The organism is Streptomyces griseicoloratus (genome assembly GCF_014534645.1).
In the GTDB taxonomy this organism is placed as follows: Bacteria; Actinomycetota; Actinomycetes; order Streptomycetales; family Streptomycetaceae; genus Streptomyces; species Streptomyces griseicoloratus.
Genome location: NZ_JACVQF010000234.1, coordinates 37,413 through 57,543 on the forward strand (window position 1 = coordinate 37,413; position 20,131 = coordinate 57,543).

Below are 20,131 nucleotides of genomic sequence, written 5' to 3' on the forward strand. Positions count from 1 at the left end.
CCGAGGCGGGTGTTCCCAGATGTGGCCGTGTCCGAGGCGGCCGGGCGACCCGGGTGGGTCGGAATGGCCGTTGGCCGGTGCTGGGCAGTGCCGGAACGGTATGGTGGCGTGACATGGAGCATGAGGTGTTCGTTCCGGTTCCGGCCGAGCGGCTCAAGGACGTGCTGGCCGACCCCGTCCGGGTCGCCCGCGCGGTCCCGGGGCTCCAGCAGGACGCGGGTGCCGAGCCCGTCGCCGGCCGGCTGAAGGTCCGTATCGGCAGCCACTCCATCACCTACCGGGGTGCCCTGCGCCTGTCCGCCCGGGACGACGGCACGTACGCCGTCGAGGGCGACGCCACCGAGGCCCGCGGCAACGGCACGGTCCGGCTCGAACTGACGCTGCGACTCGCCGGCGCCGAAGGCGGCTCCACCCTCATCTTCGCGGGTACGGCCAGGGCGGACGGCCGCGTCACCGAGCTGCCGGCGGACACGGTGGAGTCGGCCACGACCCGCCTGCTGAACCGGTTCGCCGAGAACCTGGGCACCGCGGCCGAGGAACACGCGCCGACCGCCGAGTCCCTGGCCACCGAGGACTTCGAGCCCGCGGCCGCGGGCGACTTCGACGCGGGCCCGGACGCCGACGACGCCCCCGTACCACCCGCGCCGCCCGCGCCCCCCGCCCCGCCCGAGCCCGCCGCCGACGAACCCCCCGGGCGCGCCTCCGTCTTCGACACCGAGATCCCTCCGTCCTCCCTCGACCCCTCCGCCGACGAGGCGGACCTCGCCGGCACCGCGCAGCCCCCCGCCGAGGCGGCGCACGCCCGGCGGACGATGATCGGGCGCAGCGCCGAGGAGGTGGACCACGCCCCGCCGCGCGGCCGGTACGCCCCGGTCCCCGCGCCCCAGGCGAACGCGTCGGGCACGCCCCTGCGCTGGGCGGCACCCGCCGCGGCGCTGGCCGTGGCGTCGGCGATCGTGGTGGGCCGTGCGCTGCGACGGCGCCGCTGACCCCGGTACGCCCTTGATCGCCCAGTAGGGTCGTGCCGTGAGCAACAAGGAGATCACGCTGACCGCGGGCGACGCGGAGGTGACCGTGCAGCCGGGCAACGGCGGCCGGATCGGAGGACTGCGCATCGGCGGCACCGAGCTGCTGCGCCAGGGCGAGCGCTACGGCAGCTTCCCGATGGTGCCGTGGTGCGGGCGGATCCGCGACGGCCGGTTCCGGGACGGGGCGACCGTCCACCAGATGCCGCTCAACGCCGGCCCGAACGCCATCCACGGCACCGCCCGCGACGGCGCCTGGAGCACCGCACGCGCCACCACCGACGAGGCGGTGATCACGTACGACCTGGTCGACCCGTGGCCGTACTCCGGCCGCATCACCCAGGTGGTCCGCCTCGCCCCGGACGCCCTGACGCTCACCATGTCCGTGGAGACGTACGAGTCGTCCTTCCCGGCCCAGATCGGCTGGCACCCGTGGTTCAACCGGACCCTCGACGGCAGCGCCGTACGCCTCGACTTCTCCCCCGCCTGGCAGGAGGAGCGCGGCGAGGACCACCTGCCCACCGGCAACCGCGTCGAGCCGAGGCCCGGCCCCTGGGACGACTGCTTCGGCATGCCCGACGGCGTGGACGTCACCCTCACCTGGCCGGAGCGGCTGGAGCTGAAGGTGACCAGCCCGGAGCAGTGGGTCGTGGTCTACGACGAGCAGGAGGCGGCCGTGTGCGTGGAGCCGCAGACCGGCCCGCCCAACGGGCTCAACACCCTCCCGCGCCTGGTCACGCCCCTGGAGCCGCTGGAGGCGACGACCACCTGGAGCTGGCGGCGCCTGTAGAGCCGTTTAGTCTGGCAGGCATGACGGACGTACGCGGCGCGCTGCTGCAGCAGATCAAGGACAAGGCCGTGGTACACGGCAAGGTGACCCTCTCCTCGGGTCTGGAGGCCGACTACTACGTCGACCTGCGCCGCATCACCCTGGACGGCGAGGCCGCGCCGCTGGTCGGGCAGGTGCTCCTGGACCTGACCGCCGGCCTCGACTTCGACGCGGTGGGCGGGCTGACCATGGGCGCCGACCCGGTCGCGGCGGCCATGCTGCACGCGGCCGCCGCGCGGGGCCGCCGCCTGGACGCCTTCGTCGTCCGCAAGGCCGCCAAGGCGCACGGTCTGCAGCGGCGGGTCGAGGGCCCGGACATCAAGGGCCGCCGGGTCCTGGTGGTCGAGGACACCTCCACCACCGGCGGCTCCCCGCTCACCGCCGTCGAGGCGGTGCGCGAGGCCGGTGCCGAGGTCGTCGCCGTGGCGACGATCGTCGACCGGGCGACGGGTGCCGCCGAGAAGATCCAGGAGGGCGCCGGGGTGCCCTACCTGTACGCGTACTCCAAGGACGAGCTGGGACTGGACTGAGGTCCACTCGGAGTATCCCGCTTCGTCTGGAAAGATGGGGCCGACGATGACGTCGCACCCAAGGTTCAGGTCAGGGCCGTAATGGACGTACCGATACGTACTGAGTCGAACCGAAACGTATCGGCGCGTATCGACACGTAACCGTGCCCACCCGCACATACAAGGAGCGGACAGATGCCCATCGCAACTCCCGAGGTCTACAACGAGATGCTGGACCGGGCGAAGGCAGGCAAGTTCGCCTACCCGGCCATCAACGTGACCTCCTCCCAGACGCTGCACGCGGCCCTGCGCGGTTTCGCGGAGGCGGAGAGCGACGGCATCATCCAGATCTCCACCGGTGGTGCCGAGTTCCTGGGCGGCCAGCACAAGAAGGACATGGTGACCGGCGCCGTGGCGCTGGCCGAGTTCGCGCACATCGTCGCGGAGAAGTACGACGTCACCGTCGCCCTGCACACGGACCACTGCCCGAAGGACAAGCTCGACGGGTACGTGCGCCCGCTGCTGGCGGTCTCCGAGGAGCGCGTCAAGGCCGGCCGCAACCCGCTCTTCCAGTCCCACATGTGGGACGGCTCGGCGGAGACCCTGTCGGACAACCTGGCCATCGCCCAGGAGCTGCTGGAGCGCGCCCGCGCCGCCAAGATCATCCTTGAGGTCGAGATCACCCCGACCGGCGGCGAGGAGGACGGCGTCTCCCACGAGATCAACGACTCCCTCTACACCACGGTCGACGACGCGATCCGCACCGCCGAGGCCCTGGGCCTGGGCGAGAAGGGCCGCTACCTGCTGGCCGCGTCCTTCGGCAACGTGCACGGTGTGTACAAGCCGGGCAACGTGGTGCTCCGCCCCGAGCTGCTGAAGGAGCTCAACGAGGGCGTCGCCGCCAAGTACGGCCAGCCGGCCGGCAGCAAGCCGTTCAACTTCGTCTTCCACGGCGGCTCCGGCTCCACCGAGCAGGAGATCGCCACCGCGCTGGACAACGGCGTGGTCAAGATGAACATCGACACGGACACCCAGTACGCCTTCACGCGTCCGGTCGCCGACCACATGTTCCGCAACTACGACGGCGTCCTGAAGGTCGACGGCGAGGTCGGCAACAAGAAGACCTACGACCCGCGCACCTGGGGCAAGCTCGCCGAGGCGTCGATGGCCGCCCGGGTCGTCGAGGCCTGCGGCCACCTGCGGTCGGCCGGCCAGAAGATCAAGTAACGGATCGGGCACGGCCCGGAGCGCACGACGGGCCCGGCACCTCGCGGTGCCGGGCTCCCGCGTGTCCGGGGCCTGTCCGGGGGCGGGGGGCGGCAGTGCGGGCCGTGCGCGTCCGCGCGGGTGGGTCCGCCGTACGGCTGTCGTGCCGGGTCCGCCGTGCCGGGTCCGTCGTACGGCTGTCGTGCCGGGTCCGCCGTGCCGGGTCCGTCGTGGGGCTGGCGTGCCGGGTCCGCCGTGCCGGGTCCGTCGTGGGGCTGGCGTGCCGGGTCCGCGTACGTATGCCTCCGGCATGGCGCAGACTGGTGCCCATGGCCATTCACGAGAACCTTCTCGGGGGACCGCCCCCGACCCACCTCCCCGACGACCCCGGGCCGCGCGAGCTGCTGGCGGGCGGGACCTCCGCCGCCGACGTCGCCGCGAAGTACCCGACGTCCTCGCTGGCCTGGGCCCGGCTGGCCGACGAGGCGTACGAGCGGGGCAGCGTCGTGGAGTCCTACGCCTACGCCCGTACGGGCTACCACCGCGGCCTGGACGCGCTGCGCCGCAACGGCTGGAAGGGCCACGGCCCGGTGCCCTGGGAGCACGAGCCGAACCGCGGCTTCCTGCGCGCCCTGCACGCCCTCGCCCGCGCCGCCCAGGCGATCGGCGAGAAGGAGGAGTACGAGCGCTGCTCCCAGTTCCTGAAGGACTCCTCGCCGACCGCGGCCGAGGTGCTCGGATAGCGGCCCCGCCGCGCGTGGCCCGCCTGTGACCAGGCGGGCCTTGCGGTTTCCTGGCAGCATTACGGAGGATGCCGGTGGGGACCGGGGCCCCGTGCCGGTAACGGCAGGGCGGACCGCTACCCGGAGTGCACATCAGGAGACAGCGATGTCCCACGAGGCTCACGAGCCCGAGACCCCGCATCTCGATTTCCAAGGCACGACGCCGTACGAGGACTACGTCAAGGCGGACGTGCTCACCCACCTCCAGCACACCCTCTCGGACGATCCCGGAGAGATGGTCTTCCTGGTCACGACCCAGGTCATGGAGCTGTGGTTCACGGTCATCGTCCACGAGTGGGAGACCGCGGCCCGCGCCCTGCGCGAGGACCGGGTCCAGCTGGCGACCGACGCGCTGAAGCGTTCGGTGCGGGAGCTGGAGGCGCTGAACGCCTCCTGGAAGCCGCTGGGGCAGCTGACCCCGGCGCAGTTCAACTCCTACCGGGGCGCCCTCGGCGAGGGCTCCGGCTTCCAGTCCGCGATGTACCGCCGTATGGAGTTCCTGCTCGGCGAGAAGTCGGCGTCCATGCTCGTACCGCACCGCGGCGCGCCGCGCGTCCACGCCGAGCTGGAGAAGGCGCTGCACGAGCCGAGCCTGTACGACGAAGTGGTCCGGCTGCTGGCGAAGCGCGGCTACGACATCCCCGACGCGGTGCTCCGGCGCGACGTGACCCAGCGGTACGAGGCGGTGCCGGAGGTGGAGGCCGCCTGGGCGGCCGTCTACTCCGGTGACCAGAACGGCGAGCTGGCCCGCCTCGGCGAGGCGCTCACCGACGTGGCCGAGCTGGTGTGGCGCTGGCGCAACGACCACCTGGTCGCCACCCGCCGCGCGATGGGCGCGAAGACCGGCACCGGCGGCTCGGCCGGGGTCGCGTGGCTGGAGAAGCGGGCCCGCAACAACGTGTTCCCCGAGCTGTGGACGGCGCGGTCCTATGTCTGAACTGTCCGAACTGTCCGAACTGGCTGTGGCGGCGGAGAAGCTGGACGCCGCGGACGAGCTGGCGGGGCTGCGCGAGCGGTTCGTGCTCGACGACGTGGTGTACCTGGACGGCAACTCGCTGGGCGCCCTCCCGGCCCATGTCCCCGCGCGCGTGGAGGACGTCGTACGCCGCCAGTGGGGCGAGCTGCGCATCCGGTCCTGGGAGGAGAGCGGCTGGTGGACCGCGCCCGAGCGGATCGGCGACCGGATCGCCCCGCTGGTCGGGGCGGCGGCCGGGCAGATCGTGGTCGGCGACTCCACCAGCGTCAACGTCTTCAAGGCGGTCGTGGCGGCCGTGCGCATGGCCGGGGACGGCCGGGACGAGATCCTGGTCGACGCGACGACCTTCCCGACGGACGGGTACATCGCCGAGTCGGCGGCCCGCCTGACGGGGTGCGAGCTGCGCCCGGTGACCCCGGCCGAGGTGCCGTCGGCGCTGGGCGAGCGCACCGCGGCCGTCCTGCTCAACCACGTCGACTACCGCACGGGCCGGCTGCACGACCTGCCCGCGCTCACGGCCGCGGTGCACGCGGCGGGGGCGTACGCGGTGTGGGACCTGTGCCACAGCGCGGGCGCGCTGCCGGTCGGGCTGGACGAGCACGGCGTCGACCTGGCGGTCGGCTGCACCTACAAGTACCTCAACGGCGGCCCCGGTTCGCCCGCGTACCTGTACGTCCGCCGGGACCTCCAGGACCGTTTCGACTCGCCCCTGCCGGGCTGGAACTCGCACGCCGAGCCGTTCGGCATGCGGTCCGCGTACGCCCCGGCCCCGGGCGCGGTGCGCGGCCGGGTCGGTACGCCGGACATCCTGTCCATGCTCGCCCTGGAGGCGGCCCTGGACGTGTGGGACGGCGTGCCGGTCGAGGCGGTGCGGGCCAAGTCCCTGGCGCTGACGGACTTCTTCCTGCGGTGCGTCGGGGAGTACGTCCCCGAGGGCCGGGTGGAGTCGCTGACCCCGGTGGCGCACGCAGAGCGGGGCAGCCAGGTCGCGCTGCGCTGCGAGGACGCCGGGGACGTGATGAAGCGGCTGATCGAGCGCGGGGTGGTCGGGGACTTCCGGGCACCGGACGTGCTGCGCTTCGGCTTCACCCCGCTGTACGTCGGTTTCGCCGACGTGGAGCGGGCGGCGCGGGTGCTGGGCGGGATCCTGGCGTGACGGGCGGGTCCGCGGGGTGGGGGCGGGGCCGATCGGCCGGCCCTCACCCTGCGTGACATCCCCGTGTCCGCGCACGTCATCGGCCTGATACCGTCCCGCCAACGGCCGATTCTCATCCCTGGTCCCCCAACACCGTTTCGTCCCTGAGAGGTTGGAGCATGCCGGACGCCGCCGCAGAACCGGGCAACGCCGCTGCGAGGGCCGAGGCGGAGGAGAAGTCCGCCCTTTCGCACCCGGCCGTCGACCCCGACGGCACCGCCGCGTACGGCGACCATCCCGACCAGGTGATCGACTTCTACGCGCCGCGCGGAGCGGGTGGCCCGGGTGGCCCCGCCCCGCTGGTGGTGGTCCTGCACGGAGGCGCGTGGCGGGCCCCGTACGACCGCCGCCATGTGAGCCCGTTCGCCGCCTTCCTGGCCCGCCGGGGCTTCGCCGTGGCCAGCGTGGAGTACCGGCGCGGGGCGGAGGGCGGCGGAGCGGACGGTCCTCGCGCGGGGCGCTGGCCCGACACCTTCGACGACGTGGCCGCCGCGCTGGACGCGCTGCCCGCGCTGGTGCGGGAGCGCCTGCCCCGGGCCGACGTCCGCCGCATGGTGCTCACCGGCCACTCGGCGGGCGGCCACCTGGCCCTGTGGGCGGCGGCCCGGCACGTGCTGCCCGCCGACGCCCCCTGGCGCACCGACGGTCCGGCTCCCCTGCGGGGCGTGGTCGCGCTCGCGCCGATCGCCGACTTCGAGGTCGCCGGGAAGCTGGAGGTCTGCGGGGGCGCGGCGCGGGAACTGCTGGGCGGGGAGGAACTGTTCGCCGAGCGGCGGCCGTACGCCGACCCGTCCCTGCTGCTGCCCACCGGCATCGCGACCACCCTCGTCCAGGGCCGCACCGACGTGGACGTTCCGCAGGCGGTCGCCGAGGCGTACGCCGACGCGGCGGCCAAGGCCGGGGAAATGGTGGGCGTGACCCTGCTGGAGGACGTCGGCCACTTCCCGCTGATCGACCCGGCGGCGGACGCGTGCGCCGTGGTGGCGGAGGAGATCGCACAACTGGCCTGGTGAGTCGGGTGCCTTCGGGCGGTCCGTGGCTTTGGGGCGTCCGTGGCCTTGGGGCGACCGTGGCTTTGGGACTGTCCGTGGCTTTAGGTCGGTCCGTGGCTTTGGAGCGGTCCGTGACTTGGGGGCGTGCCTGGCCTGTCGTGGGCGGCGGCGTGCCCGTGAAGGCGGCCCGGTCATACCCGTCATACCTGAGAGCTACCTCGCGGGTTCGCTCCCGGGCGGGACGCGGGTGACGTCGTCCGATTCGTAACTTCGCTTCCGTACGAGCCCGATGGGCGGGCTCGCCGGAGGGGGGACGGCCATGGGCCGCGGGACGACGGCACGTTGGCGGCATCGAGTGGGGGGTCTGCGCCGGGCCGGGCTCGCCGCGCTCATCGCTGGTGCCGTGGTCCTCCCGCTCACCGGTGCGGCGCGGCCCGGCATCCCCGCCCCCGCGCCCGCCGCGCTCGCCGCCCCGACGGCCGGCACGCTGGAGGAGGCGTACGCCGCCAACCGGGCCAACGCCGCCGAGGCGTCCCGGATGGCCGCCGCCCACGGCGACCGGCACCGGGCGGCGGCGGACCGCTCGCTGGCCGACCCGGCCCGGCATCTGCTCGCCTTCGACGGCCGGGGCGCGGGTCTCGCCACGGAGGTCTTCGGCGACCTGGCCCGCGCGGACCGCGTCGCCGTCCTGGTCCCCGGCTCCGACACCAGCCTCGACACCTACGACCGGTTCCGCGCCGCCGCCCTCGCCCTGCACCGGCGACTGGCCGAGGAGGCCCCCGAGGGCACCCGCACCGCGGTCGTGGCCTGGCTCGGCTACGAAACTCCGGGCACCGTGAGCACCACGGTCGCCACCACCGGCCGTGCCGAACAGGCCGCCCCGGCACTGCGCGCCCTCGTCGGCGCTCTGCGCGGTACGACCGGCCCGGACACGAACGTGGCCCTGCTCTGCCACTCCTACGGCTCCGTCGTCTGCGCCCGCGCCGCCGACGGACTGGACGTCGCCGACATCGCCCTCGTCGGCAGCCCGGGCACCGGCGCCGACTCCGTCGCGGACCTGGGCACCACCGCCCGCGTCTGGGCCGGCCGTGGCGCCGGCGACTGGGTGGAACACGTCCCGCACCTCAGCGCCGACCTGGTCGGCACCACCGTCGGCTTCGGCACCGACCCCATGTCCCCGGCGTTCGGCGCCCGGGTCTTCGACGCGGGGGACGGCGGCCACAGCGACTACTTCGACCCCGGCTCCCGCTCCCTGACCAACCTCGCCCGGATCGCCCTGGGCGAGATCACGGAGGTGACCCGTGACTGACGTGACGCGACCGCGCGGCACCCCGGCCCCGCTGCGGCGTGCGGCCGCCCGGATCGACGCCGCCACCCCGGCCGGGCGGGACCGGGCCGTCGACGCCCTGCGCGCCTTCGCGATCCTCGGCGTCGTCCTCGGCCACTGGCTGGTGACCGCCCTGGTCGCGGACGGCTCCGCCCTGCGCACGGCCAGCCCCCTGCAGCACATGGCCTGGCTGGCCCCGATCTCCTGGGTCTTCCAGACCCTCGCGGTGTTCTTCCTGGTCGGCGGTCACGTCGCCACCCGCGGCTGGGCCGCGGCACGGAACCGGGGCACGCCGTACGGCCGCTGGCTGGCCGCCCGGCTGTCCCGGCTGTTCCGGCCGGTCGCGGCCGTCCTCGTCCTGTGGACGGTGACGGCGGTCCTGCTGCTCCTGAGGGGCGCCGATCAGGCGACGGTCCACACCCTGGTGAAACTGGCCCTGTCCCCGCTGTGGTTCCTTCTGGTCTTCGCCGCGCTGACGGCGGCGACCCCTTGGCTCGCCCGGCTGCACCCGCTGTGGCCGCTGGCCGTCGTCCTCCACGTCGACCTGCTGCGGTTCGGGCTCGGCGCCCCGTCCTGGCTCGGCTGGGCCAACCTGGCCGCCGGCTGGCTCGTGCCCTACGCCCTCGGCGCCGCCTGGACCCGCGGCGAGCTGGACGGCCGCCGCGCGGGGTGGTTCCTGCTCGTCGGCGGTACGGCGGAGACGGCGGCGCTCGTCGCCCTGGCGGGCTACCCGGCGTCGATGGTCGGCGTCCCCGGCGCGGAGGTCTCCAACCTCAACCCGCCGACGCTGGCCGCCGTCACCTTCGGCCTGGCCCAGTGCGGTCTCGCCCTGCTGATGCGCGAGCCGCTGCGTCGTGCGATGCGCAGGCCGGTCGCGTGGGCGGCGGTGGCGCTGGTCAACCTCTCCGCGATGACGATCTTCCTGTGGCACCAGACGGCCCTGATGGCGACCACGGCCACCGGACTCCTCGCGGGCCGCCTGCCCGGCCTGCACACGCTCCCCGACGGCCTGGACTGGGTCGCCGCCCGGCTCGCCTGGCTGCCGGTGTTCGCCCTGGCCCTGGCGTGCTGCTGGACCGCGTTCCGCTCCTGGGAGCACGGTGGTGCGCGGCGCCGCTCGCGGGTGGTGCGGACGCATCGACCGCAGGCGCACCGCGGCACAGGTCCTAGGGTGGAGGTGTGATGCGAGGGGGGAATCTGGTCCGGCAGTGGCTGGGGGTGCTGCGCGAGGACCTGTGGACCGCACGGCCCGATCCGCTGCCTCCGTCCACCTGGCTGCGCTGGCTGCCGCACGGGATCGTGTGCCTGGCCGCTCTCGGGGTCTTCCTCGGCGATCTGCCCCAGCTCCATGAGCACGGCCGTCTCGGGTTCGGGTTCGCCTTCCTGATCGCGGCCGGCCAGGCCGGCGCGATGGTCCTGGCGCTGTGGCGGCCCGTCCCGGCGTGGTGGCTGTCGATGGCGGCCATGCTGGTGGGGGCCGTGGGTGTGCGCGCCATGATGGTCGCCGACGGCTACAAGTTCACCTGGCCGTGGACCGCGGCCGGGATCATCGGGCACCTGTTCGTCCTGCTGCTGCTGGCCCTGCGGGTCCGCACCCGGGTGTCCGCCGAGGCGCTGGCCCTGACCATGCTGACGACGTACGTCGTCCAGGGCCTGGTGGGTGGGCTGAACTACCAGCCCACCGGTGTGGTCGCCGCCATCCTGTTCGCGGTGGTGGTGCTGCTCGGTATCGCCCTGCGCGGACGCCGTGAGGCCCGCGCCGAGCTGGTGCAGCAGACCTCGCTCACCGCCGAGGAGCGGGCCAGGCGCACGCTGCTGGAGGAGCGCAGCCGCATCGCGCGCGAGCTGCACGACGTGGTCGCCCACCACATGTCCGTCATCTCCATCCAGGCCCAGGTCGCCCCGCATCTCGTCGAGAACCCGCCCGACGAGCTCAAGGAGAACCTCGCGGGCATCAGACAGAACGCGCTGGAGGCACTGACCGAACTGCGCCGGGTGCTCGGCGTGCTGCGCTCCGAGCACCCCGACGCACCGGGGCCGTCCGGCACCACCGCCGACGCGGACGGCACCGCCCCGCACGCCCCGCAGCCGACCCTGGACCGGCTGGACGCGCTGGTGGAGAACACCCGGGCCGCCGGGCTGACCGTCACCACGGAGGTGAGCGGGGTGCGCCGGCCGCTGCCGCCCGGCGTGGAGCTGTCGGCGTACCGGATCGTGCAGGAGGCGCTGAGCAACGTCCTGCGTCACGCACCCGGCGCGAGCGCCCGGGTCCACCTCACGTACCTTCCGATCGGTCTGCGTGTCGACGTCTTCAACACCCGCCCGGCGCGGCCCGCGCCGCCGTCGCAGGGGGCGGGGCACGGGCTGCTCGGCATGCGGGAGCGGGTGGCGATGCTCGACGGCCACCTGACGGCGCGCCCGCTCCCCGACGGCGGCTTCCAGGTGGGCGCGTTCCTGCCCTCGGACGGCCCCGATCGCTTCGCCCAGGACTCCGACCCCTACGTTCCCGAGGACGACAGCCCATGACGAGAGGCCCCATCCGCGTACTGATCGCCGACGATCAGCAGATGGTCCGGCAGGGTTTCACCGTGCTGCTGAACACCCAGCCCGACATCGAGGTGATCGGCCAGGCGGTCGACGGCCTGGACGCCGTGGCCCGCGTCGCCGAGCTCGCCCCGGACGTCGTGCTGATGGACATCCGCATGCCCGAACTGGGCGGTATCGAGGCCACCCGCCGCATCACGCGGGCCACTCCGGAGATCAGGGTGCTGGTGCTGACCACCTTCGATCTCGACGAGTACGTGTACGAGGCGCTGCGGGCCGGCGCGTCCGGGTTCCTGCTCAAGGACGCCTCCGCCGACCAGCTCGCCGAGGCGGTCAGGGTGGTGGCGGCCGGGGACGCGCTGCTCGCGCCGGGCATCACCCGGCGGCTGATCGCCGAGTTCTCCCGCCTCGACGACCGGCCGCGGGCCCCGCTGAAGGAGCGCGTCGGCGATCTGACCGAGCGGGAGACCGAGGTGCTGGCCCTGATCGCACAGGGCCTGTCGAACGCGGAGATCGCCCAGCGCCTGTTCGTGGCCGAGCAGACGGTGAAGACGCACGTGGGCCGGATCCTGGTGAAGCTGGGGCTGAGGGACCGGACGCAGGCGGCGGTGTTCGCCTACGAGTCGGGGCTGGTGCGGCCGTCCGGGTACTGACTCCGCGGTGACGGGACGGTGACGGGACGGGGCCGTCCGTAGCCCGCGTAGTACTTGAGACGGACCCGGAAGGACCCCTCTCACTGGTGACGACCGTGCCCCCGGGCGGCACCTACCGTTGCGAGCGTGACCGAGACGACACAGATGCCGACCCCGCCCCCTGCGGACGCCGGCGCGCCCCGCAGCCCCGAGTACAGGCTGGCCATGGACGCCCTCGGCGGGCTGCGCCAGGACCTGTTCCACGACGCCTTCGCCTACCGCCCGCTGCCCCGCATGGCCACGGACGGCCCGATGACCCGCCGCCTGCCCGGCCGGCTGCGGACGTACGCGGGCCGCCTCCCGCACGCGGTGGTCGTGGCGGCCGCCCTGGTGGCCTTCTGGGGCGGCTCCATGGCCAGCGGAGTCTACGGCGGCGCCTTCGTGGCGCTGGCCGGCCTGCTGAGCGCGATCCCGGTGCTGGCCACGCTGGTCCGGCCGGTCGGCGCGTTCTGGATGTCCATGGCGGCGACCCCGGTGGCCGCGGTGCTCGGCAGCAGCTGGGGCGACTGGCCGTGGCTGCCCGGGGCGTTCATCTGCCACCTGACGGTGCTGGTCGTCGTGGCGATACGCACCCGTCCGCGCACGGCCGCGTGGATGTGGGCCCTGACCGCGGTCTACGGATTCTTCACCGAGTCCGTCCTGGGCGGCGGCCACTACACCACGAACTCGGCTCCGATGCTGGTCTTCTCGGCCCTCGCCCTGCTCACGGTCTCCGTCTGGCACGTCCGTCGCGACGCCCGCCAGGAGGTCACCGCCCAGCGGACGGTCACCGAGCACGAGCGGTCCCGGCGCACGCTGCTGGAGGAGCGCACCACCATCGCCCGCGAGCTGCACGACGTGGTCGCCCACCACATGTCGGTGGTCGCCATCCAGGCCGAGGCCGCGCCCTACCGGGTGGAGAATCCACCGGAGGAGCTGGAGCGCGCCTTCGCCACCATCCGGGAGAACGCGGTGGCCGCCCTCACCGAACTGCGCCGCGTCCTCGGCGTCGTCCGCGCCGAGGACTACGAGGCCCCGGACGCCCCGCAGCCCACGCTCGCCGACCTGGACGCACTGCTGGCCAACGTGCGCGACGCGGGCCTGACGGTCGACAAGGCGGTGACCGGCGCGGTGCGCGAGCTGCCGCCCGGTGTGGAGCTGTCGGCGTACCGGATCGTGCAGGAGGCGCTGAGCAACACCCTGCGGCACGCGCCCGGCGCGACCGCCCGCGTCGAGATCTCCTACGTCCTGGGCGGCCTGGGCCTGCGCGTGGTCAACGGTCCGATACCGCCGTCGTCCCTGGTGAAGCCCTCGCCCGGCGCCGGGCACGGCATCACGGGCATGCGGGAGCGGGTGTCGATGCTGAACGGCGAGATGACGGCCGGTCCGGTCGCCAACGGGGGCTACGAGGTTTCCGTGTTCCTGCCGGTCACGGCGGCCCAGCTCGAAGGTGACGCATGACCATCCGGGTACTGGTCGCCGACGACCAGATGATGGTGCGCGAGGGCTTCTCGGTCCTGCTGAACGCCATGCCGGGAATCGAGGTCGTCGGAGAGGCGGTCAACGGGCGGGAGGCGGTCGCCAAGGTCCGCGAACTCGCCCCTGACGTCGTCCTGATGGACATCCGCATGCCCGAGCTGAACGGCATCGAGGCGACCCGGGAGATCGTCGCCGCGGACGGCGCGGCGAAGGTGCTGGTGCTGACCACCTTCGACCTCGACGAGTACGTGTACCAGGCGCTGCGCGCGGGCGCCTCCGGCTTCCTCCTCAAGGACGCCTCGGCCCGTCAGCTGGCGGACGGGGTGCGGGTGGTGGCCGCGGGGGAGGCGCTGCTCGCGCCGTCCGTCACCAAGCGGCTGATCACCGAGTTCTCGAAGCTGTCCGACGCCCCGCGCCTGCCGTCCTCCGCGCAGGCGGCGTACGGCGATCTGACCGAGCGGGAGACGGAGGTGCTGGTGCTCATCGCGCAGGGCCTGTCGAACGCGGAGATCGCCGAGCGGCTGGTGGTCGCAGAGTCGACGATCAAGACCCATGTCAGCCGGGTCCTGGTGAAGCTGGGGCTCAGGGACCGCACGCAGGCGGCGGTGTTCGCGTACGAGGCGCGGCTGGTGACGCCGGCCTGAGCGGGCCGTGGGCCGTGGACCCCTGGCCGACGACGGTGGTGCCGGGCTAGCGTCCCTGCATGGCAGACGCTTCCGACCTCGCCTTCGACCCCTGGGACCCGGCGTTCCTCGCGGACCCGTACCCCGCCTACGCCGAGCTGCGGTCCAGGGGCCGGGTGCTCCACTACGCGCCCACGGACCAGTGGCTGGTCCCGCACCACGCGGACGTCTCGGCGCTGCTGCGGGACCGCCGGCTGGGGCGGACGTACCAGCACCGCTTCTCGCACGAGGAGTTCGGGCGGACGGCACCGCCGCCGGAGCACGAGCCGTTCCACACGCTCAACGACCACGGGATGCTGGACCTGGAGCCGCCGGACCACACCCGCATCCGGCGACTGGTGTCGAAGGCGTTCACGCCGCGCACGGTGGAGCGGCTGCGGCCGTATGTGCACGGGCTGGCGGACGATCTGGTGTCCCGGCTGGTGGCGGCGGGCGGCGGCGACCTGCTGACGGACGTGGCCGAGCCGCTTCCGGTCGCGGTGATCGCCGAGATGCTGGGCATCCCGGAGTCCGACCGGGCCCCGCTGCGCCCCTGGTCGGCGGACATCTGCGGGATGTACGAGCTGAACCCGTCAAAGGAGACGGCGGCGAAGGCGGTCCGCGCCTCGGTCGAGTTCTCGGACTACCTCCGCGAGCTGATCGCCCGGCGCCGCAAGGCCCCCGGCGACGATCTGATCTCGGGCCTGATCGCGGCCCACGACGAGGACGACGACCGCCTCACCGAGCAGGAGATGATCTCCACTTGCGTGCTCCTGCTCAACGCGGGCCACGAGGCCACGGTGAACGCCACGGTCAACGGCTGGTGGGCGCTGTTCCGCAACCCCGGCCAGCTGGCCGCCCTCCGCGCGGACCACTCCCTCGTCCCCTCCGCCGTGGAGGAGCTGATGCGCTACGACACCCCGCTCCAGCTCTTCGAACGCTGGGTGCTGGACGAGATCGAGATCGACGGCACGGTGATCCCGCGCGGCGCGGAACTCGCCCTGCTCTTCGGCTCCGCCAACCACGACCCGGCGGTCTTCACGTCCCCCGACCGCCTCGACCTCACCCGCCGGGACAACCCCCACATCTCCTTCAGCGCCGGCATCCACTACTGCATCGGCGCCCCGCTGGCCCGCATCGAGCTGGCCGCGTCCATGACGTCCCTACTGCGCAAGGCCCCGACCTTGCGCCTGGCGGCGGAGCCGGTACGGAAGCCGAACTTCGTGATCAGGGGGCTGACGGGTCTATCGGTGGAGGTGGCCTGACCGCCGCCTGCGTGCCGACAGAGCGGCGCCCAGACCCCATACGACGGCGGGCAGAAGGGCTCCGGCGAGGAAGACGAGGGGCAGCTCGACGAAGACGGCCCCGAGGTCGATGCCCTCGCCCTCGAACCCGTTGCCCAGATGCCGCTGCGTCCGTGACGAGGACCCCCACCAGAGCACTGCCCCGGCAGCCCCCACGGCCGACACGACACACCCTCCACACGTCACCACGTCCCGCCCCATACCGCCCAGGACGCCGACGACCCGATCCCCGGTTTCCGGCACGCGCGGCCGTAACCGCAGCGCACGGCTGTGTTGCCACGTCCGCCGCATTCTCCTGACGCCGCGGAGCTCGTCGCCGCGGACGCCGTTTCCACGGCACCCGTTCGCAGCCGCCGGGGACGCGCCTGCGCCGCCGCAGCCGCCGTGACCGCGGGCGGTCGTGCCTCCCCCCAGTGCCTGAACGGCCTGGGAGGTACCCCCAGGGGCGGCAAGGGTGGGCACGGGCGGCACCCCGCCGGCGCCGGGCCGCGTCACCCGCCCCGCCCTCGCCCTCGCCTCGGGTGGCGCCGGGTTGCGTCACCGCCCCGCCACCGCCCCCGCGGACGCTCACGTCGTCATGTCACGTCGCCGCAGCCCGGCCAGCCCCGCCCCGACCAGCACCACGGCAAGCCCCGTCAGGACCAGCACCGGTGACCAGCTCATCTCCCCGCCCGGCAGCTTCGGCAGGTGCCCGAAGGGCGAGACGTCCAGCACCGCCTGCGGCACGTCCAGCGCCGGCCCGACCCACCCGAGCAGCAGCACCGCCCCGGCCACACCCCACGCCGCCACCGCGGCCCGGGGCAGCACCCCGTGCAGCAGCACGGCCGCCCCGCCGATCACCCACACCGCGGGCAGCTGCACCAGGCACGCCCCGAGGATCGCCCCGGCGTCCCGGCCGTACCCGGCCGCGAACCCGGCCCCCGCGAGCAGCATGATCAGCGCCGCGCCGCCGAAGGCGATCACCAGGTGCCCGGCCGCCCACCGCAGCCGCCCGACGGCCGCCGCCAGCACCGGCTCCGCCCGCCCCGAGGTCTCCTCCCCGTTCAGCCGCAGCACCGACGCCACCACGTACAGCGCGGCGATCAGCCCGAGCATCCCGACCATCGCCGACACGAACGCATCGGTCAGCCTGGCCTGCCCGCCCATCCGCTCGATGATCTCCCGGGCCTGCTCGTTGTCACCGACCAGATCGGCCGCACCCTCGGTCATCCCGCCGTAGACCACCCCGGCGAGGAAGAAGCCGATGCTCCAGCCGAGCACGCTACCGCGCTGCAGCCGCCAGGCCAGCGCACCGGCCGTGCCCAGCCGCCCGGCGGCCGGTCCGGGCCGGGTCGGCAGGAAGCTCATGCCGATGTCCCGCCGCCCGGCGAGCTCGTACGCCACCGCGCCCTGCGCCAGCGCCGCCCCGGCGATCAGCAGCAGCACCCACCATCGCTCGGCGGCGAACGCCCGCAGGTTCTCCAGCCAGCCCAGCGGCGACACCCAGGTCAGCACGGACGAGCCGTCGGTCGTCGCGGAGTCCCCGGCCGCCCGCAGCACGAACGCCGCACCCAGCACGGCCGCCGTCAGTCCCCTTGCCAGCCGTGCGCTCTCCGTCAGCTGGGCGACGATCGCCGCCATGGTGGCGAAGACCATCCCGACGCCCGCGACGCCCAGCCCGAGGGCCAGCGCGCCGGCCGCCCCCTGACCGGCGAGCCCGGCGACCACCAGCAGCGCCAGTACGCCGTCGGCGACCGCCGCCGTCAGCAGGGCGGCCGTCAGCGAGGCCCGCCGGCCGACCATCCCGGAGGCGACCAGTTCCTGCCGGCCGCTCTCCTCCTCGTCCCGGGTGTGGCGTACGACGATCAGCAGGCTCATCACGGCGGCGAGCGCCGCGGCGTACACGCCGACGCGCCAGGCCGTGAGCGCGCCGAGGGAGTCGTCGAAGACGGGGCCGACCATGGCCCGCAGGGAGGAGTTGGTCTCCATCTGCCGCATCAGGTCGGCGCGCTCGGCCGCCGTGCCGTACAGGCCCTTGAGGGTGTTCGGCATGGAGAGCACCATGAGTGCGTTCACCGCGACCCAGACCGGGATCATCACCCGGTCCCGGCGCAGGGCGAAGCGCAGCAGCGTGCCGGTGCCGGCCAGCTGGCGGGAGCCGCCCGACCGTACCGCGAAGGCCGTGGCGGTCACAGCGACGCCACCTCCTCGGCGCCCTCGTTCTGGTAGTGCCGCAGGAACAGCTCCTCCAGCGTCGGCGGTGTCGAGGTCAGCGACCGCACGCCCGCCTCGCTCAGGGACCTGAGCACCGCGTCCAGCTTGTCGGTGTCGACCTGGAGCCGTACGCGGTTGCCCTGGAGGTCGAGGTCGTGCACGCCGGGCAGCCGGGCCAGCCCGTCGGGCGGACCGGCGAGCTCGGCCGTCACGCTGGTCCGCGTCAGATGGCGCAGGTCGGCCAGCGAACCGCTCTCGACCGTGCGTCCCTTGCGGATGATGCTGACCCGGTCGCACAGTTCCTCGACCTCGCTGAGGATGTGGGAGGAGAGCAGGACGGTCCGCCCGCGCTCCCGCTCCTCGGCCACACACCGCTGGAAGACCTCTTCCATCAGCGGGTCGAGACCGCTCGTCGGCTCGTCGAGGATCAGCAGGTCGACGTCGGAGGCGAACGCGGCGACGAGGGCGACCTTCTGCCGGTTGCCCTTGGAGTACGTCCGGCCCTTCTTGGTCGGGTCCAGCTCGAACCGCTCGATCAGTTCCGCCCGGCGCCGGGCGTCCAGGCCGCCGCGCAGGCGGCTGTAGAGGTCGATGACCTCGCCGCCGGAGAGGTTGCGCCACAGGGTCACATCGCCGGGGACGTACGCGATCCGGCGGTGCACCTCCACCGCGTCCGTCCAGGGGTCCCGGCCGAGTACGTGGGCGGCGCCCGAGTCGGCGCGCAGCAGGCCGAGCAGGACGCGGATGGTGGTGGACTTCCCGGCGCCGTTGGGACCGAGGAAGCCGTGCACCTCGCCGGACTCGACGTCCAGGTCGAGGCCGTCGAGCGCGTGCGTGCCTCCGAACGACTTGTGGAGGCCGGAGACGCTGATTGCCTTCGTCATGCTTTGGAACGTACGCTACTTTCAGAAATTTGTGAAGTTAAGAAAGCGTCAAGGGTGTGAGGGATGATCGGACCATGACGGAACGAGCGGAAGCAGCAGGACCGGAGCGCGACCCCGAGGCGGTGTCGAAGTTCGTGGAGGGCTTCGCGGCACAGCTCGTCGAGGCGGGGATGCAGCGGATGCCGGCCCGGGTCTTCGCCGCGCTGCTGGCCTCCGACTCGGGCTCGCTGACCTCCGCCCAGCTCGGCGAACAACTCCAGGTCAGCCCCGCCGCCGTCTCCGGAGCCGTGCGCTACCTCGCCCAGCAGCACATGGTGGCGCGGGAACGGGAACCCGGCTCGCGGCGCGAGCGGTACCGGGTGCACAGCAACCAGTGGTACGAGGCGCTGACCAACCGCGAGGCCGTCCTCAAGCGGTGGGAGGCGGCCCTGCGCGAGGGCGTCACCAGCCTCGGCGCCGAGACCCCGGCGGGCCGCCGCATGGCCGAGACGCTGGCGTTCTTCGAGTTCGTCGACGAAGAGATCGCGGCCATGATGGAACGCTGGCGAGTCCACCGCGAGAAAACCTTCGGCGCGCCCTAGCCCCCGCCGCGCCTGCAGCCCGTGCCGCCGACAGTCCCTGCGACGTAACTCCCCGCAACCCGCAGGTGCGGGGCACACCCCCGCAGGTGCCCGCTCACCCCTCCGGCGTCACCCCGGCAGTGTCAGACCCCACGCGCCCTCGCGGACCGACCACGTCCGGGTCCGTACCGGGCCCGACACCTCCGCGTCGGCCCGGTAGCGGAAGTGCGCCCCCGACACGGTCACGGTGTGGCCCGTCGCCGTCAGCGAGGACGCCTCCGCCCCCAACGACACCGGCCGCACGACGACCTCGGCCAGCCCGTCGGCGCCCGGAGTCACCGACACGCCCTCGACCGGCTGGCCCAGGTCGACCAGCGTCACCCCGTCGACCTCCACCCGCAGCCGCGCCGGTCCGGCGCCCGTCCCGGCCGTGGCCCGCGCCGGACGCGAGGCCGCCAGCGTCCGGACGAGGGACTGGCAGGTCCGCAGCCAGGGACGTATCGGCGCCCCCGCGCCCTCACCCGGCGGGCCCCCGTCCCGGACCGGCACCGGCGGGATCCCGACCGCCCCCAGCACCACGCCGTCGCTGTCGTCGACGAGCAGATCCAGCCGCCGTTCCGCCCCGTCCAGCACCGCCCGAGCCGCCGCCACGGCCCCCGTCGGCAGTCCCAGCGACCCGGCGAGGCCGAGGACCCGGCCCACCGGCACCACCGACAGCGCGCACTCCGCGAGCTCCCGGTGCCGGTGCAGCAGCGCCACCGCGCGGACCAGCGCCCGGTCGTCACCGATCACCACCGGCCGCCGCGACCCCCGCCGCCGCAGCGCCCGCGCGAACTCCTCCGGGCCCTCCGGCAGACACACCTTCGTACTCGCCGCACCCGCGCTGAGCACGTCTTTCGCGATCCGGACGGACTCGCCGTCCGTCCGACGGGCGACCGGGTCGATGACCACCAGCAGCTGATCGGGCGTCGCGGAAGTCGCCACCTCGGCCAT

General features: G+C 73.8%; 20 protein-coding genes. 16 read left to right on the forward strand and 4 right to left on the reverse strand.

The features are described from left to right. Positions 1–113: 113 nt before the first annotated feature. From H0H10_RS35110 to H0H10_RS35180, 15 genes are all read left to right on the forward strand, one after another. Positions 114–989, forward strand: a complete 876-nt coding sequence (locus H0H10_RS35110; RefSeq protein WP_188185236.1) for an SRPBCC domain-containing protein — start codon at positions 114–116, stop codon at positions 987–989. Positions 990–1,026: 37 nt separating this feature from the next. Beyond that, a complete protein-coding gene (locus tag H0H10_RS35115) occupies positions 1,027–1,815 on the forward strand; it encodes an aldose epimerase family protein (protein WP_188185237.1) in 789 nt (262 codons plus the stop codon). Between the two features lie 20 nt (positions 1,816–1,835). Beyond that, positions 1,836–2,384: an orotate phosphoribosyltransferase gene (gene pyrE, locus H0H10_RS35120; RefSeq protein ID WP_188185238.1), complete on the forward strand. Its 549-nt coding sequence runs from the start codon at positions 1,836–1,838 to the stop codon at positions 2,382–2,384. A gap of 174 nt (positions 2,385–2,558) precedes the next feature. Beyond that, positions 2,559–3,590 (forward strand): class II fructose-bisphosphate aldolase, encoded by a 1,032-nt coding sequence (fbaA, locus tag H0H10_RS35125; protein ID WP_188185239.1) that lies wholly within the window; start codon positions 2,559–2,561, stop codon positions 3,588–3,590. 308 nt (positions 3,591–3,898) lie between these two features. Next, positions 3,899–4,312, forward strand: a complete 414-nt coding sequence (locus H0H10_RS35130) for a DUF3151 domain-containing protein (protein ID WP_188185240.1) — start codon at positions 3,899–3,901, stop codon at positions 4,310–4,312. A gap of 145 nt (positions 4,313–4,457) precedes the next feature. Beyond that, positions 4,458–5,288, forward strand: coding sequence for a tryptophan 2,3-dioxygenase family protein (locus H0H10_RS35135; RefSeq protein WP_188185241.1), 831 nt, complete (start codon positions 4,458–4,460; stop codon positions 5,286–5,288). After that, the gene (gene kynU / locus H0H10_RS35140) at positions 5,281–6,483 is read left to right on the forward strand and encodes a kynureninase (RefSeq protein WP_188185242.1); all 1,203 of its coding nucleotides are present in this window, start codon (positions 5,281–5,283) and stop codon (positions 6,481–6,483) included. The genes H0H10_RS35135 and kynU overlap by 8 nt, the downstream gene beginning before the upstream one ends. A 158-nt stretch (positions 6,484–6,641) precedes the next feature. Further along, positions 6,642–7,535 (forward strand): alpha/beta hydrolase, encoded by an 894-nt coding sequence (locus H0H10_RS35145; RefSeq protein ID WP_188185243.1) that lies wholly within the window; start codon positions 6,642–6,644, stop codon positions 7,533–7,535. A gap of 298 nt (positions 7,536–7,833) precedes the next feature. Then, positions 7,834–8,823 (forward strand): alpha/beta hydrolase, encoded by a 990-nt coding sequence (locus tag H0H10_RS35150; protein ID WP_188185244.1) that lies wholly within the window; start codon positions 7,834–7,836, stop codon positions 8,821–8,823. Further along, positions 8,816–10,024 carry an acyltransferase family protein gene (locus tag H0H10_RS35155; RefSeq protein WP_309141963.1) on the forward strand — a complete coding sequence of 403 codons (1,209 nt, stop codon included), beginning with the start codon at positions 8,816–8,818 and terminating at the stop codon, positions 10,022–10,024. Before H0H10_RS35150 ends, H0H10_RS35155 begins: the two co-directional genes overlap by 8 nt. Continuing rightward, positions 10,024–11,367, forward strand: coding sequence for a sensor histidine kinase (locus H0H10_RS35160; RefSeq protein WP_188185245.1), 1,344 nt, complete (start codon positions 10,024–10,026; stop codon positions 11,365–11,367). Before H0H10_RS35155 ends, H0H10_RS35160 begins: the two co-directional genes overlap by 1 nt. Beyond that, positions 11,364–12,038 (forward strand): response regulator, encoded by a 675-nt coding sequence (locus tag H0H10_RS35165; RefSeq protein WP_188185246.1) that lies wholly within the window; start codon positions 11,364–11,366, stop codon positions 12,036–12,038. Before H0H10_RS35160 ends, H0H10_RS35165 begins: the two co-directional genes overlap by 4 nt. 126 nt (positions 12,039–12,164) lie before the next feature. Continuing rightward, positions 12,165–13,517, forward strand: a complete 1,353-nt coding sequence (locus tag H0H10_RS35170) for a sensor histidine kinase (RefSeq protein WP_373566957.1) — start codon at positions 12,165–12,167, stop codon at positions 13,515–13,517. Continuing rightward, positions 13,514–14,179, forward strand: a complete 666-nt coding sequence (locus tag H0H10_RS35175) for a response regulator (RefSeq protein WP_188185247.1) — start codon at positions 13,514–13,516, stop codon at positions 14,177–14,179. Before H0H10_RS35170 ends, H0H10_RS35175 begins: the two co-directional genes overlap by 4 nt. A gap of 59 nt (positions 14,180–14,238) precedes the next feature. Further along, positions 14,239–15,462 carry a cytochrome P450 gene (locus tag H0H10_RS35180; RefSeq protein ID WP_188185248.1) on the forward strand — a complete coding sequence of 408 codons (1,224 nt, stop codon included), beginning with the start codon at positions 14,239–14,241 and terminating at the stop codon, positions 15,460–15,462. On the opposite strand, the gene H0H10_RS35185 is transcribed toward H0H10_RS35180, so the two are convergent. From H0H10_RS35185 to H0H10_RS35195, 3 genes are all read right to left on the reverse strand, one after another. Then, positions 15,442–15,666, reverse strand: coding sequence for a hypothetical protein (locus tag H0H10_RS35185; RefSeq protein ID WP_309141964.1), 225 nt, complete (start codon positions 15,664–15,666; stop codon positions 15,442–15,444). The two genes, H0H10_RS35180 and H0H10_RS35185, sit on opposite strands and share 21 nt — an antisense overlap. A 402-nt stretch (positions 15,667–16,068) precedes the next feature. After that, entirely contained in the window at positions 16,069–17,673 is a 1,605-nt protein-coding gene (locus H0H10_RS35190) for an ABC transporter permease (RefSeq protein WP_188185249.1), read from the reverse strand. Further along, positions 17,670–18,578, reverse strand: coding sequence for an ABC transporter ATP-binding protein (locus tag H0H10_RS35195; protein ID WP_188185250.1), 909 nt, complete (start codon positions 18,576–18,578; stop codon positions 17,670–17,672). Before H0H10_RS35195 ends, H0H10_RS35190 begins: the two co-directional genes overlap by 4 nt. A 74-nt stretch (positions 18,579–18,652) precedes the next feature. Between H0H10_RS35195 and H0H10_RS35200 the strand changes: the two genes are divergently transcribed. Next, on the forward strand, positions 18,653–19,159 hold the full coding sequence (locus H0H10_RS35200; RefSeq protein ID WP_188185251.1) for a GbsR/MarR family transcriptional regulator: 507 nt from the start codon (positions 18,653–18,655) through the stop codon (positions 19,157–19,159). A gap of 108 nt (positions 19,160–19,267) precedes the next feature. Here the strand turns inward: H0H10_RS35200 and H0H10_RS35205 are convergent, their stop codons facing one another. Then, positions 19,268–20,131 (reverse strand): diacylglycerol kinase family protein, encoded by an 864-nt coding sequence (locus H0H10_RS35205; protein ID WP_188185252.1) that lies wholly within the window; start codon positions 20,129–20,131, stop codon positions 19,268–19,270.